The 13368-nt window shown below is 43.6% G+C and carries 14 protein-coding genes and 1 tRNA gene; 12 read left to right on the top strand and 3 right to left on the bottom strand.

Translation table 11 applies throughout. The annotated features are described in order from the left end of the window. Nucleotides 1–15 precede the first annotated feature (15 nt). Nucleotides 16–88: transfer RNA gene (locus WMO75_RS07590), tRNA-Thr, on the bottom strand. A 190-nt stretch (nt 89–278) separates the two neighbouring features. Between WMO75_RS07590 and WMO75_RS07585 the strand changes: the two genes are divergently transcribed. The 7 genes from WMO75_RS07585 to WMO75_RS07555 all read left to right on the top strand — a co-directional run bounded on the left by WMO75_RS07585 (nt 279) and on the right by WMO75_RS07555 (nt 8310). Then, on the top strand, nt 279–869 hold the full coding sequence (locus tag WMO75_RS07585) for a Maf family protein (RefSeq protein WP_118253039.1): 591 nt from the start codon (nt 279–281) through the stop codon (nt 867–869). A 4-nt stretch (nt 870–873) separates the two neighbouring features. Then, the gene (locus tag WMO75_RS07580) at nt 874–1554 is read left to right on the top strand and encodes an HAD family hydrolase (protein ID WP_291580428.1); all 681 of its coding nucleotides are present in this window, start codon (nt 874–876) and stop codon (nt 1552–1554) included. Then, nucleotides 1532–2338 carry a Cof-type HAD-IIB family hydrolase gene (locus WMO75_RS07575; RefSeq protein WP_022214706.1) on the top strand — a complete coding sequence of 269 codons (807 nt, stop codon included), beginning with the start codon at nt 1532–1534 and terminating at the stop codon, nt 2336–2338. The genes WMO75_RS07580 and WMO75_RS07575 overlap by 23 nt, the downstream gene beginning before the upstream one ends. Further along, the gene (locus WMO75_RS07570) at nt 2338–2595 is read left to right on the top strand and encodes a hypothetical protein (protein WP_022214707.1); all 258 of its coding nucleotides are present in this window, start codon (nt 2338–2340) and stop codon (nt 2593–2595) included. Before WMO75_RS07575 ends, WMO75_RS07570 begins: the two co-directional genes overlap by 1 nt. Before the next feature lie 173 nt (nt 2596–2768). Beyond that, entirely contained in the window at nt 2769–5474 is a 2706-nt protein-coding gene (locus WMO75_RS07565; protein WP_022214708.1) for a hypothetical protein, read from the top strand. Nucleotides 5475–5593: 119 nt separating this feature from the next. Next, nucleotides 5594–7654 (top strand): molecular chaperone HtpG, encoded by a 2061-nt coding sequence (gene htpG / locus WMO75_RS07560; protein WP_298090297.1) that lies wholly within the window; start codon nt 5594–5596, stop codon nt 7652–7654. A gap of 272 nt (nt 7655–7926) precedes the next feature. Beyond that, entirely contained in the window at nt 7927–8310 is a 384-nt protein-coding gene (locus WMO75_RS07555) for a sporulation initiation factor Spo0A C-terminal domain-containing protein (RefSeq protein ID WP_349077885.1), read from the top strand. Here WMO75_RS07555 and WMO75_RS07550 read toward each other — a convergent pair. Further along, a complete protein-coding gene (locus WMO75_RS07550) occupies nt 8286–8789 on the bottom strand; it encodes a DUF5721 family protein (RefSeq protein ID WP_349077884.1) in 504 nt (167 codons plus the stop codon). The genes WMO75_RS07555 and WMO75_RS07550 overlap by 25 nt on opposite strands. A gap of 155 nt (nt 8790–8944) precedes the next feature. Here WMO75_RS07550 and WMO75_RS07545 point away from each other — a divergent pair, with 155 nt between their 5' ends. Together WMO75_RS07545 and WMO75_RS07540 are read left to right on the top strand one after the other, a co-directional pair. Continuing rightward, nucleotides 8945–9784, top strand: coding sequence for a DegV family protein (locus WMO75_RS07545; RefSeq protein ID WP_022214712.1), 840 nt, complete (start codon nt 8945–8947; stop codon nt 9782–9784). Nucleotides 9785–9874: 90 nt separating this feature from the next. Then, nucleotides 9875–10126 carry a hypothetical protein gene (locus WMO75_RS07540; RefSeq protein WP_022214713.1) on the top strand — a complete coding sequence of 84 codons (252 nt, stop codon included), beginning with the start codon at nt 9875–9877 and terminating at the stop codon, nt 10124–10126. Between the two features lie 90 nt (nt 10127–10216). On the opposite strand, the gene WMO75_RS07535 is transcribed toward WMO75_RS07540, so the two are convergent. Then, the gene (locus WMO75_RS07535; RefSeq protein ID WP_005425201.1) at nt 10217–10417 is read right to left on the bottom strand and encodes a cold-shock protein; all 201 of its coding nucleotides are present in this window, start codon (nt 10415–10417) and stop codon (nt 10217–10219) included. Nucleotides 10418–10690: 273 nt separating this feature from the next. Between WMO75_RS07535 and pyrF the strand changes: the two genes are divergently transcribed. From pyrF to WMO75_RS07520, 3 genes are read left to right on the top strand one after another with little or no spacing between them, the layout of a single operon-like run. After that, nucleotides 10691–11617, top strand: coding sequence for an orotidine-5'-phosphate decarboxylase (gene pyrF / locus WMO75_RS07530; protein WP_022214714.1), 927 nt, complete (start codon nt 10691–10693; stop codon nt 11615–11617). A gap of 22 nt (nt 11618–11639) precedes the next feature. After that, nucleotides 11640–12422 carry a dihydroorotate dehydrogenase electron transfer subunit gene (locus tag WMO75_RS07525; RefSeq protein ID WP_118253043.1) on the top strand — a complete coding sequence of 261 codons (783 nt, stop codon included), beginning with the start codon at nt 11640–11642 and terminating at the stop codon, nt 12420–12422. After that, nucleotides 12419–13324, top strand: coding sequence for a dihydroorotate dehydrogenase (locus tag WMO75_RS07520; protein WP_349077883.1), 906 nt, complete (start codon nt 12419–12421; stop codon nt 13322–13324). Before WMO75_RS07525 ends, WMO75_RS07520 begins: the two co-directional genes overlap by 4 nt. Nucleotides 13325–13368 lie beyond the last annotated feature (44 nt).

Here is a 13368-nt window from a genome sequence, read left to right as displayed (position 1 = left end):
TAGGCAAAAAAATAAAGCTGATGACGGGAATCGAACCCGTGACCTCCGCCTTACCAAGGCGACGCTCTACCGACTGAGCCACATCAGCAATTACTTTGTGAAGCGTTTATCTGCCGCTCACAGTTGATAATATTAACAGAAGTACAAGAAGTTGTCAACACTTTATTTTAACTTTTTTTGATCTTTTTTGAGGAATACTTTTTGCTATTTTGATAGTTGCCAGTTTGAAAGGGACAGGGTATACTGGAACAGAAGAAAAGTAAAGGAAGACTTGAATTATGAGAAAAATCATACTTGCTTCGGCATCTCCGAGAAGGAGAGAACTTCTGGCGAATGCCGGAGTGATCTTTCAGGTATGTCCTGGGAACAGCGAGGAAAAGATCACGAAGGAGATTCCGGAAGACATCGTAAAGGAACTGTCCCTGCAGAAAGCAATGGCGACGGCGTTGAAATTTGACATGGAAGAAGGAACGGTCATTCTGGGAGCAGATACGATCGTATCTTTTGATAATAAGATCCTTGGCAAACCAAAGAATGAAGAGGATGCGGTAAATACATTATCCATGCTCCAGGGGAATACGCATCAGGTCTATACCGGAGTGACAGTTATGGAACGTAAGGATTCCAAATGGGAAACGATCACTTTTGCAGAATGTACAGATGTTTCTTTCTATCCGGTTTCCGAGGAAGAGATCAGGGCATATGTAGCAACAGGCGAACCGATGGACAAGGCAGGAAGCTACGGTATCCAGGGCGGATTTGGTGCTTATGTAAAGGGAATCCGCGGGGACTATACAAATGTAGTAGGCCTTCCTGTGGGCAGACTGTTTTACGAAACGAAGAAACATGGAATAGAATTACGAGGATAAGATCATGATAAAAGCATGTATTTTTGATCTGGACGGCACCCTGGCAAATACACTGGATTCTATGGCATACGTTGCCAATGAGATCCTCAGGGGAATGGGACTTAAGGAACAGCCGACAGAGAATTTTAAATATTACAGCGGTGAGGGAGCAGATATGCTGGTACGCCGCTGCCTCAAAGATGCCGGAGACCCGGAACTTACCCATTTTGAGGAGTGCAGGGCTCTTTACAGAAAGAAATTTGACGAGGATCCTTTATATAAGGTAGTTCCGTATGAAGGAATCAGGGACACACTTCAGACACTGAAGAATGCAGGAGTGAAGCTTGCTGTCTGCTCCAACAAGCCGCATATAGCCGCAGTCAAGGTGATCGACAAGATGTTCCCGGGATATTTTGACCTGGTGATCGGACAGAGCGATGCGATCCGCAGGAAACCGGCACCGGACGGTCCGCTTAAAGCAGCAGCAGAATTCGGTGCTTCTTCAGAAGAGTGTATGTATATCGGAGACACCAGGACAGATATGGAAACCGGTACAGCGGCAGGCATGCATACGATCGGTGCTTTATGGGGATTCCGTGACAGAGAAGAACTTGAAAGCAGCGGTGCAGAAATCGTTGCGGAGAAACCAGAAGATTTACTTAAGATATATGAGGAACTGAATCATGATCAAACTGGTTGCAAGTGATCTGGATGGGACTTTGCTGCTCAACGGAGCGCAGAGTCTGCCGGAAGAACTTTTTCCATTAATAAAAGAACTAAAAGAACTTGGCATTTTGTTTGTGGCAGCAAGCGGCAGACAGTATGCAAATATGAAGCGCATGTTTGCACCGGTGGTGGATGACATGGCGTTTATTGCTGAAAACGGCGGTCTGGCGATCCAGAATGAGAAAGTACTCTATCAGGACAGCTTTCCGAAGGAACTTGTCAGAGAAATCGTAGAAGCGATCTATGATAAGAAGGATGCCGACTTTACCTGTTCGACTAAGGATTTTTATTACATCCGTCCAAAGACAGAGCATTACAGAGACCTGATGCTGAATGTGGTCAAAAATAACTGCAAAGAGATCGATAGCTTTGATGAGATAACAGAGCCATGCATGAAAGTAGCTGTATACGAAAGGGAAGGAATCCAGGAGGATTCTATCCGGTACTGGAAGGAACGGTTCGGAGACAGATGTACGGTAGTGACATCCGGTTTTGCCTGGGTTGATTTTATCCCGTTTGAGACCAATAAGGCAAAAGGTCTCAGGGAATATCAGAAACTGCTTGGTATCAGACCGGAAGAATGTATTGTGTTTGGTGATGAGTATAATGACATTGCGATGCTGGAATCCGTACCATACAGTTTTGCCATGGCTCACGCGAAGCCGGGGGTCAAAAAAGCAGCGTCTTATCAGACAGAGCGCGTAGAATATATTCTTAAGAAACTGATCCGCGCAGGTGGAAACATAGAGGAGGTAATTAAATAATGTATACAGAAGAAAGCGTAGAAACATTTCTCAAAAACCAGGGACAGCTTTTTGACGAAGCAGTTGCATCTTCCTATGAGGAAGCAGAAGAATTCCTTGAAGACTGTATGGCGGTAGAGCTGAAAACGCTCAAAGAAGTACGTGCATACTTTGATGAAGCAGGTGCAGACATCAGTGGAATGACAGATGAGGAACTGGAAGATGCAAGTGAAGTATTTGTTCTTCCGTCAGGCGGATATCTTCTGGTAGAAGGGTGAGCCGATATTTGAAGTAGAAATTTTTTATGACAGGGAAAGGTTATGTAAAATAGAAATTACATAGCCTTTCCCTGTCATGCTATAATGACGATACGGGAAGTGGGGAATATAGTATCAATAAAAGGGTCATATCCGTGAATATTTGTGATAGAAACCCAAAAAGGAGGAAAATTATGAACAGAAGGAGATTTCTGGCGATCATTATGTCTGTGTTTATGATATTGTCGCTGCTGCCGGTGACAGTATTTGCAGAGACAACCGCCGCTGTGCTGGATGGACAGCTCAAGATCCAGGGCACGGCAGTAGCAGGAACGACATTGAAAGCAGATATGCAGGGGATAAAGAACGAAGGGATAACAGAGGACAGTGTCAGTTATCAGTGGTTTCGCAAAACTTCCGATGATGAAAAGAAAGAACAGCAGGGAGAGAAACCTGAACTGAAATCCCTCAGTAAAGAAAAAACTTATACGATCACCAAAGATGATATAGATTCAAAGATCGTTCTGACGATTACCGGTTTGGAGGATAAGGGATTCAGCGGCAGTCTGACAGCTGTGACAGCGACTGTTACAGAGACAGCAGATCCTAAAGCAGCAGAAACAGAACAGAATACAGAAGCTTCAACAGAGGAACAGAATCAGGATACCTCCACAGCAGAGGATGCTTCATCAGAGGAAACACAGGAAATTCCGGAGGCAGCGAATGATAACGAGGCCGGATCAGAATCTGTAGATGGCATTCCGGCAGCAACAAATGATGCAGAATCATCAGAGCAGGAGAATGAAAACTCTGAAGAAGAACTGGAACAGAACGAATATCAGGAAGAATTACAGCCTGCGGATGAAACTGGCAGCACAGAAAAGAACGAACAGGATTCAGAGGAGGCTGGAAGCACTTCTGTAGAAGGAATCCCGGAAGCAAAAGAAGATGGAACATACAATAACACAGAAGATAATACAGAAACAGAAAGTCCGTCAGATACAGATGAGGCATCTTATCAGGCAGAAGCAGAAGTCGGCGACGGAAGCAGTGATGTTTTGGCATTTGGCACGGTTGTTTCAGGACAGGAAGACGAACAGGCACAGTATGTGACCATCAAAAATACCGGTACAGAAACTCTGAATTTCATAGATATAAGCCCGGAGCATTTTGCAGTCCAGGATATCACCGAGCCTCTGGAAGCCGGTCAGAGCGTACAGGTATGGATCGCACCGCGGGTTGGAACAGAGCCTGGCAGTTATGAGGATACGATCACATATAAGACAGAAGAAGGAGCAACAGCTTCTTTCAAAGCACAAATGACTGTCGAAAGTGAAGATACACCGGAACCGACGGAGGTGCCGCAGGATACACCGACACCGGAACCGACAGAGACACCACAAGATACACCGACACCGGAGCCGACGGAGACACCACAGGATACACCAACATCGGAACCGACACAGGTACCGGCAGTGAGTAAGGTAAATGCCGATACAGGCGCGGCAGATTTTGGCAGTGTCGTAGAAGGCTATACAGAGGCACCGCAGGCACAGACGATCACACTGACCAATGAAGGCAATGCAGATGCAGTTCTGTCAGATATATACAGTGATCAGGGAGAAATTAAATATTTTGATGCGGCATTATCTGCACAGGAAATCAGTGCAAATGGAGGTACAGCAACATTTACCGTGCGCCCGAAGAATGGGCTGAGTGCCGGTACCTATACAGAGGCATTTACGATCAATGATACAACTTCCGGACAGGGGATCGTGATCACGGCAACGGTTACTGTAAATACAGCGAGCCACAGTCTTGGAATCTCAACAGATACACTTGATTTTGCAAGTGCAAAGAAAGGATACAGCGGAGTCAGTGCACAGCAGATCACTGTTACAAACAATGGAAATGTGGCAGAGACACTTGTACAGCCTTCTGCAAAATATTTCACGATAACAGCAGCCACCGGACTGACAATCCAGCCAGGAGAATCAGCGGTATTTACAGTAGCACCGAAGGATGGCCTGGACGTAAATAGTTATCAGGAAAATATCACGATTGCTTCAGCGGCGACAGAAACTGTGTGCAAGGCATCCTTCCAGGTACTCAAAGGAACTGTTTCTCTTACAAAGATCCAGAATCCATCAGAGATCAGCGGAATTGCAAATGGCACAGCCAAAGATGCACAGAAGCTGAAACTGCCGTCCACAGTAGTGATCGAGACTACCGGAGGAAAGGCCAAAGCCAAAGTAGCCTGGGATGTCAAGAACTGTTCTTATAATGCCGCTGATACAGCAGCACAGAGTTTTACAGTCAAAGGAGCAGTAACACTTCCGGATGGCGTGGACAATAACAATAATATAGATCTGTTAGCCTATGTTAAAGTAAATGTAGAAGCCTATACACCAAAGACTGTCTCCGCAGATGATAATAAGATAACAGGAATTGAGGTAAATGGCGTTTATACAACTCAGTCCAAAATCTCTTTCACAGCAGTAGGAGCAGGAATGGACAACAATTCTCCTAAGAAAGGTGATATCCGTTATGTTCCGCTGAACTGGACTGTCATCAATACAAATGCATGGGATAAAGCTCCTTATACAGCATGCTTCGGACTTTCCAAGAGCGGTGATTATACATTGAAAGTCGTTTTCCAGCAGCAGCAGTACAATGGCAAAAACTGGAAAAATACTGACAGTCAGGATACCAAACAGGTAGCTTTCAGTATTTCAGAGGCGAAGGTCACAGCACCGGGAACAAATCTTACTCCATCTGCAAATCAGAAAAAATCTGTCAAGACAAATGATCCAACGGATATCATTCCATTTGTGGTCATCTTGATTATTGCAGCAGGAGCTGTATACGGCGTGATCTATTACAAGAAGAAAAAGAAATAATAAAATATATTTTGTTAGCACTCATTTCAAATGAGTGCTAATTTTTCCTTGACTTTTATAAAAAATGGTATTAGTATATATAAAAAATGAAATTACGAAAACAAAGGAGCGTGTTTTTTATGGCAGCAAAACATGGAAATTTGTCAATTAACAGTGAAAATATTTTTCCTATCATAAAGAAATGGCTGTATTCAGACCATGATATCTTTGTAAGAGAGCTTGTATCCAACGGATGTGATGCGATCACCAAACTTAAGAAACTGGAAGTAATGGGAGAGTACACTTTCCCGGATGACTATAAAGCAGCAGTTCAGGTAGTAGTGGATCCGGATGCCAAAACCCTGAAATTCATTGATAACGGTATCGGTATGACTGGTGATGAAGTAGAAGAATACATCACACAGATCGCTTTTTCCGGTGCAACAGAATTCCTTGAGAAATACAAAGATAAAACAACAGATGACCAGATGATCGGACATTTCGGACTGGGATTTTATTCTGCATTCATGGTTGCTGATGAGGTGCACATTGATACACTTTCCTATAAGGATGGAGCAACAGCAGTACACTGGACTTGTGATGGCGGTACAGAATATGATATGCAGGACGGCGACAGAACCACACCAGGTACAGAGATCACCTTATTCCTGAACGAAGAGAGCCTGGAGTTCTGTAATGAATACCGCATGCGTGAAGTAATCGAGAAATACTGTTCCTTTATGCCGGTGAACATCTACCTGTCCAAAGCAAACGCAGAGCAGGAATATGAGACGATTGATGAATCTGAACTTCGCGATGACGATGTAGTTGTAGAACACATCCACGAAGACGCCAAGACAGAAGAAAAGGAAAACGAAAACGGCGAGAAAGAAGTCGTAGAAGTTTCACCTGCAAAGGACAAAGTAAAGATCAACAAACGCCCGGTATCCTTAAGTGATCCGAATCCGCTGTGGATGAGACATCCGAATGAATGCAGCGATGAGGATTACAAGGATTTCTACCGCAAAGTATTTATGGATTACAAGGAGCCTCTGTTCTGGATCCATCTGAACATGGATTATCCGTTCAACCTCAAAGGTATCCTGTACTTCCCGAAGATCAACACAGAATATGATTCCATCGAAGGAACCATCAAACTGTACAACAACCAGGTATTCATCGCAGACAATATCAAGGAAGTCATTCCGGAATTCCTGCTCCTTCTCAAAGGCGTGATCGACTGCCCGGATCTTCCGCTGAACGTATCCAGAAGTGCCCTGCAGAATGACGGATTTGTTCAGAAGATTTCTGAATACATTTCCAAGAAAGTTGCAGACAAGCTGACAGGCATGTGCAAGACTGACCGTGAATCCTATGAGAAATACTGGGATGACATCAGCCCGTTCATCAAATATGGCTGCATCAAGGATGCGAAGTTTGCAGAGAAACTGCATGACTACATTCTGTTCAAAGACCTGGATAACAAATATATGACTCTCAAGGACTGCATCGAGCAGAACAAGAAAGAAGAAACAGAAGAAACTTCCGAAACAAAAGAAGCAGAGTCAGAAGAAAAGAAAGATGATGATGAGAACAAAGAGCCGGAGAAGACAACCATCTTCTATGTAACAGATCCGGTACAGCAGAGCCAGTACATCAACATGTTCAAGGAAGCAGGCAAGAATGCAGTGATCCTGTCACACAATATCGACACTGCCTTCATTTCTCATCTTGAGCAGAAGGATCAGACCATCCAGTTCAAGAGAATTGATGCTGATCTTACAGAAGAACTCAAGGGAGAGGGCGCTGCAGATGAAGAGACAACAAAGACTCTGACAGATCTGTTCCGCAAGAGCCTTGGCAAAGAGAAACTCGAAGTCAAAGTAGAGAACCTCAAGAATGACTCCGTAGCTGCAATGATGATGCTTTCTGAGGAAAGCCGCCGTATGCAGGATATGATGAAGATGTACAACATGTATGGAATGGATCCGTCCATGTTTGGTGGACAGGAGACACTGGTACTCAATGCAAACCATCCGCTGGTACAGTTCCTCGGCAAGAATCAGGAGTCTGAACATGCAGCAGTGATCTGCGAGCAACTGTATGATCTGGCTATGATCAGCCATAAACAGCTTTCGCCAGATGAGATGACCAAGTTTGTTCAGAGAAGCAATGACATCCTGATGATGATTGCTAAATAAAATTTCATTAGAAAATGTAAGATTAATTTCCAAATTCCCGGATGTGGACAACAGTCAAAAACCACATCCGGGAATTTCTTTTGCATGATTGACAAATGGTACAAAAATTTTTATGCTATTTTTGTATGTAGATGTTGTTTTTGTCGAAAAATCGAGATATTTTTCCGGAAATGTAATCTTTTATCGAGGAAAGACTATTTTGCTAGGATATGAGAAATGAAGCAAAATATGTCGTATAATATTGAGAAAGAAAAAACCGGAGGGAAAAAGGTATGAGAAAAGTATATCGGTTGATACGGCAATTAGGAGTAACTTCCAAATATAAAGGTTATTGCTATGTGGCAGAAGCGGTAAGAATGTTCATGGAAATTCAGGATCATCCTATAAAAATCACAAAAGATATATATCCATCCCTGGCAAAACAGTTTAAGTCCACACCGGTAAATGTGGAACATGATATCCGAACGGTGATCAATGTCTGTTGGGAATCAAATAAAGAAGCCATGAATGAAATTGCCGGTTATCCATTGCGTTATAAGCCGACAAACAGCGAATTTATAGATATGATGGCATATTATCTGATGCAGATGGAAATTGAGACGACGCATTCTGACAGAAAATTATATCCAGATTATAATATGGTGAAATCAATCTGATGTCCTCTGAAAAAATTCATCACAGCATTATCCCATGTAGTTTCGAAAGTTTTGTCCAGTGTAAAAAGTCTGGAAAAGGTACCCGTTGTACAGAATAATTCATGGTTTTTGTATTGAATATTCAGGAACAGATCCGAAATTCCATCGGCGGGAACAGACGGGGCTTCTGAAAGAGGAAGAAGCATCATCTGTTGGGGCGAAAGACGCATTACAAATTTAAACTGGAGAGGCGGGAGCTTTCCCCGTATGATGGAATAACAATAGGATTTTACATCTTTCCAGGAAGAGTAAATGTCACCGTTTTCAGATAACTGCTGTGCAGTATCAGTGTCAAAAAAATCCATATGCAGTTTTCCGTCTATATGGAACTGGTTAAAGGTTGTAATGGATGCTTCGGCCAGAGAAAATATATGGAAGGTATCTCCGATCAGTAATTTGTGCATAAAAGCTTTGGTAGTATTGATCTTGAGTGCAAGCATTAAAGAACTCCTTTCTGTTTACTGTTGCTTCTATTATAAAGCAGAACTGAAAAAAAGAATATAGTTTTTACAAAAACTCTTTTCAAACAATGGGCTATATGTTAATATAGATGTGGTATTCGAAACTACATATTACGGGAAAGAGGACGATATAATTGAGTTATAAGATTATTATAGATAGTTGCGGTGAATTGTTAGAAGAATGGAAGAATAATGAACATTTTGAATCGGTAGCGCTTACTTTGAATGTAGGCGGCGAGAATATTATAGATGATGAGACTTTTGATCAGGCAGATTTCCTTAAGAAAGTAGCTGCATGCCCGGAGTGCCCGAAATCAGCGTGTCCTTCTCCGGAACGTTATATGAGGGCTTTTGACTGTGAAGCAGATCATATCTATGCAGTGACACTCTCAGCAGAACTCAGCGGTTCTTATAACAGTGCAGTTCTGGGAAGTAATCTTTTGAATGAGGAGAAACCGGGCAGACAGATCCATGTTTTTAATTCCAGATCGGCTTCTGTCGGTCAGACCCTGATCGCGATGAAGATCCAGGAGTGTGAAGAAGCCGGGTATTCCTTTGAGAAAGTAATTGAGACTGTGGATGCATATATTGCAGGACAGCACACCTTCTTTGTACTGGATAATCTGGAAACACTTCGCAAGAATGGAAGACTCAGCAAAGCAAAGGCACTTGTTGCCAGCGCACTGAAGATCAAACCGGTCATGGGATCTACAGATGAAGGAAGTATCTGTCAGCTTGATCAGGCGCGCGGAATGAATAAAGCACTGGTCAAAATGGCAGAACAGATCGTAGCCAAGACACAGAATAGTGAAACCAAGACACTCGCGATCTCACACTGCAACTGCCATGAGAGAGCAGTCCTTCTTCGAAATGCACTTCAGGAGCGCATGAACGTGAAGGATATTGTAATCCTGGATACTGCAGGTGTAAGCAGCATGTATGCAAATGACGGAGGCGTGATCGTTGCCGTATAAGCCTGGAATATCCCGGAAAGGTACTTCACTTTTGGACTTTCCTGTGCTATAATGCAATGAGTACTTATATGCAGCAAAGGAGATTCGCAAATGAGTCAGAAAAAAGTAGACAGCTACAAAGCTGGTAAGAACAACCGCAGCAGAGCAGCCAGAAAAGAGAAACTGATCGACAGATTAGAGATCCTTGCATGGGTAGCAATCTGTGTGTGTATGGTTGCATGGATCGGATTTTCCGCATATGCAAAGATAACTGCCAAGGAAGCTTCCGTAGTGAAGGAAACGGTTGTAGATACTTCAGCGATCGATAATTATGTGTCAGGACTTTCTTCCGATACACAATAAGCCAAATGAAAATGAACAATAAAAAACCCCGGCTGATCCAGCTGGGGTTTTTTGTTGAATGGTTATAAAACCTGAAGTATCGGATGTTAATTATAATTTTGTAACGTTAGCAGCCTGCATTCCGCGAGCGCCTTCTGTTAAATCATAAGTTACTGCCTGTCCTTCGTCTAAGGATTTGAATCCTTCGCCATTGATTGCAGAGAAGTGTACGAATACGTCAGCTCCATCCTCTCCTGTGATGAAACCATAGCCTTTTTCTGCGTTGAACCATTTTACAGTTCCCTTGTTCATGATGTTACCTCCATAAAAAATAAAAAGTTAAAAGACCATCTGACGACAAAAATCACCAGATTTTACAGACTATATTAATAATATATAATCTCTAAAAACTAGTGATTTTACATTAAGAATCTATTGGTCTATGACTGAATTATATATCCGGTGGATAAAATTGTCAAGGTTATTTAAAAAAGACTTTATTAAATCAAATATTTCGTGTATGATGTTGGTGATAACGTAATTGTACATAAATAATTACAAAGATAAATTCCAGGAGGAGCCGTTATGATTAACAAACTTATTGAAAAAATCCGTAAAACAAATGCACCGATCGTAGTAGGACTGGATCCGATGCTGAACTATATTCCGAAGCATATCCAGGAGAATGCGTTTGCGGAATTCGGGGAGACACTGGAAGGTGCTGCAGAGGCAATCTGGCAGTTTAACAAAGGCATCGTTGATGCAACTTATGATCTGATCCCGGCAGTGAAACCGCAGATCGCAATGTACGAACAGTTCGGGATTCCAGGGCTTCAGGCATATAAAAAGACCGTAGATTACTGCAAATCCAAAGACCTTGTAGTGATCGGCGATATCAAGAGAGGTGACATCGGATCTACATCCGCAGCATATGCAGTCGGACATCTCGGACATGTGCAGGTAGGAAGTAAGAAATATGCCGGATTTGATGAGGACTTTGCAACAGTCAATCCATATCTCGGATCTGATGGTGTGAAACCATTCATCGATGTCTGCAAAGAAGAAAACAAGGGACTTTTTATCCTTGTCAAAACATCTAATCCATCAAGCGGTGAATTTCAGGATCGAGTGATCGATGGCAGACCGCTTTATGAATGGGTAGGAGAGAAGGTTGCACAGTGGGGTGAAGACCACATGGGCAAAGAATACAGCTACATCGGAGCTGTTGTCGGAGCAACTTATCCGGAAATGGGCAAAATCCTCCGTAAACTGATGCCGAAGACATTTATTCTTGTACCTGGATACGGTGCACAGGGCGGCAAGGGCGCAGATCTTGTTCACTTCTTTAATGAAGACGGACTCGGCGCGATCGTAAACTCTTCCAGAGGAATCATTGCTGCATACAAGCAGGAAGCATACGCATCTTTCGGAGAACTGAACTATGCAGATGCATCCCGTAAGGCAGTAGAGGTGATGATCGAGGATATCAGCGGAGCACTTAACAACCGCTAAGATGATTTTTGGAGGAAGACAAATGAGCACAAAGACAAAAGAAAGTCTTAAGATCGTAAGTCAGGAGGAGATCGGCACAGGGATCTTCAGTATGTGGCTTCAGGCTGACCGTATGGCAGAAGCTGCCAGACCGGGACAGTTTTTATCCTTATACACAAGAAATGGAAGCAAACTCCTTCCGCGTCCGATCAGTATCTGCGAGATTGACAGAGAGAATGGCAGGATCCGTCTTGTATATCGTGTGACAGGCAAAAATACAGGAACAGAGGAATTTTCCAGACTTCACCCTGGAATCCAGGTGGAGGCAATGGGACCTCTCGGTAACGGATTTCCGCTTGAAGAAGCTGAAGGAAAGAAAGTGTTCCTGATCGGAGGAGGCATCGGAATTCCGCCGATGCTTCAGACTGCCAAAGAACTTAAGGCAGAGAAGACAGCCGTTCTCGGCTACAGAGATGAGCTTTTTCTGAATGATGAGTTTGAGAAATATGCAGATGTCTATGTGGCGACAGAGGATGGAAGTGCAGGAACCAAAGGGAATGTCCTCAACGCAATCAAGGAGAAAGCCCTGGAAGCAGAGGTGATCTTTGCCTGCGGACCGACACCTATGCTTCGTGCCCTCAAGGAATATGCAGCAGAAAAAAATATCACATGCTGGATCTCCATGGAGGAGCGTATGGCATGCGGCGTTGGAGCCTGTCTTGCATGTGTCTGCAGATCAAAAGAAATCGACGCACATTCTCAGGTGCACAACAAACGTGTCTGCAAGGATGGCCCGGTATTCTTAAGCACGGAGGTAGAGTTATGATAAAAACAGGCGTGACTCTTGCGGGAGTAGAATTAAAAAATCCTGTAATGACAGCTTCCGGAACCTTTGGATCCGGAGCCGAATACAGTGAGTTTGTAGATCTGAACCGTCTTGGTGCAGTTGTGACCAAGGGTGTTGCCAATGTGCCGTGGCCGGGAAACCCGACACCGCGAGTAACAGAGACAGCAAGCGGTATGCTGAATGCAATCGGACTTCAGAATCCAGGAATCGACCTTTTCTGTAAGAGAGACATTCCGTTTCTGAAGCAGTATGACACAAAGATCGTTGTGAATGTATGTGGAAAAAGCACCGAGGATTACTGTGAAGTTGTAGAGCGTCTGGGAAATGAACCGCTTGACCTCCTTGAGATCAATGTTTCCTGCCCGAATGTCAAAGAAGGTGGAATTGCTTTTGGACAGGACCCGAAAGCTCTGGAAGCGATCACTAAGGAAGTTAAGAAGTATGCAAAACAGCCGATCATCATGAAACTCAGCCCGAATGTGACTGACATTACAGAGATGGCGAAGGCAGCAGAAGCAGGCGGCGCAGATATTCTTTCCCTCATCAATACTCTGACAGGAATGAAGATCGATATTAACAGAAGGACCTTCGCACTGGCAAACAAGACCGGTGGAATGTCAGGTCCGGCAGTGAAGCCGATCGCAGTCCGCATGGTTTATCAGGTGGCGCAGGCTGTTTCTCTTCCGATCATCGGAATGGGCGGAATCGCAACAGCAGAGGATGCACTGGAATTTATCATGGCAGGTGCGACAGCAGTATCTGTGGGAACTGCAAACTTCTTCAATCCGTATGCGACTGTTGAGATTGCAGAGGGGATTGAGAAATTTATGGAAGCACAGCATGTGGAGGATATCCACGAGCTCATCGGAGCAGTAAAATAAAAAGTATCAAAGCATAGTAATAAGTAAATGTAAGATCACAAAAT

This window comes from Blautia intestinihominis (assembly GCF_040096655.1).
GTDB classification, from domain to species: Bacteria; Bacillota; Clostridia; order Lachnospirales; family Lachnospiraceae; genus Blautia_A; species Blautia_A intestinihominis.
The sequence above is the reverse complement of the archived record's forward strand: the minus strand, read 5'-3'. Positions and strand labels throughout refer to the sequence as shown.

Bases quoted from the DNA above. Each gene is read 5' to 3' on its own strand.
- WMO75_RS07585 (WP_118253039.1), top strand. From the start codon at position 279: ATGAGAAAAATCATACTTGCTTCGGCATCTCCGAGAAGGAGAGAACTT.
- WMO75_RS07580 (WP_291580428.1), top strand. From the start codon at position 874: ATGATAAAAGCATGTATTTTTGATCTGGACGGCACCCTGGCAAATACA.
- WMO75_RS07575 (WP_022214706.1), top strand. From the start codon at position 1,532: ATGATCAAACTGGTTGCAAGTGATCTGGATGGGACTTTGCTGCTCAAC.
- WMO75_RS07570 (WP_022214707.1), top strand. From the start codon at position 2,338: ATGTATACAGAAGAAAGCGTAGAAACATTTCTCAAAAACCAGGGACAG.
- WMO75_RS07565 (WP_022214708.1), top strand. From the start codon at position 2,769: ATGAACAGAAGGAGATTTCTGGCGATCATTATGTCTGTGTTTATGATA.
- htpG (WP_298090297.1), top strand. From the start codon at position 5,594: ATGGCAGCAAAACATGGAAATTTGTCAATTAACAGTGAAAATATTTTT.
- WMO75_RS07555 (WP_349077885.1), top strand. From the start codon at position 7,927: ATGAGAAAAGTATATCGGTTGATACGGCAATTAGGAGTAACTTCCAAA.
- WMO75_RS07550 (WP_349077884.1), bottom strand. From the start codon at position 8,789: ATGCTTGCACTCAAGATCAATACTACCAAAGCTTTTATGCACAAATTA.
- WMO75_RS07540 (WP_022214713.1), top strand. From the start codon at position 9,875: ATGAGTCAGAAAAAAGTAGACAGCTACAAAGCTGGTAAGAACAACCGC.
- WMO75_RS07535 (WP_005425201.1), bottom strand. From the start codon at position 10,417: ATGAACAAGGGAACTGTAAAATGGTTCAACGCAGAAAAAGGCTATGGT.
- pyrF (WP_022214714.1), top strand. From the start codon at position 10,691: ATGATTAACAAACTTATTGAAAAAATCCGTAAAACAAATGCACCGATC.
- WMO75_RS07525 (WP_118253043.1), top strand. From the start codon at position 11,640: ATGAGCACAAAGACAAAAGAAAGTCTTAAGATCGTAAGTCAGGAGGAG.
- WMO75_RS07520 (WP_349077883.1), top strand. From the start codon at position 12,419: ATGATAAAAACAGGCGTGACTCTTGCGGGAGTAGAATTAAAAAATCCT.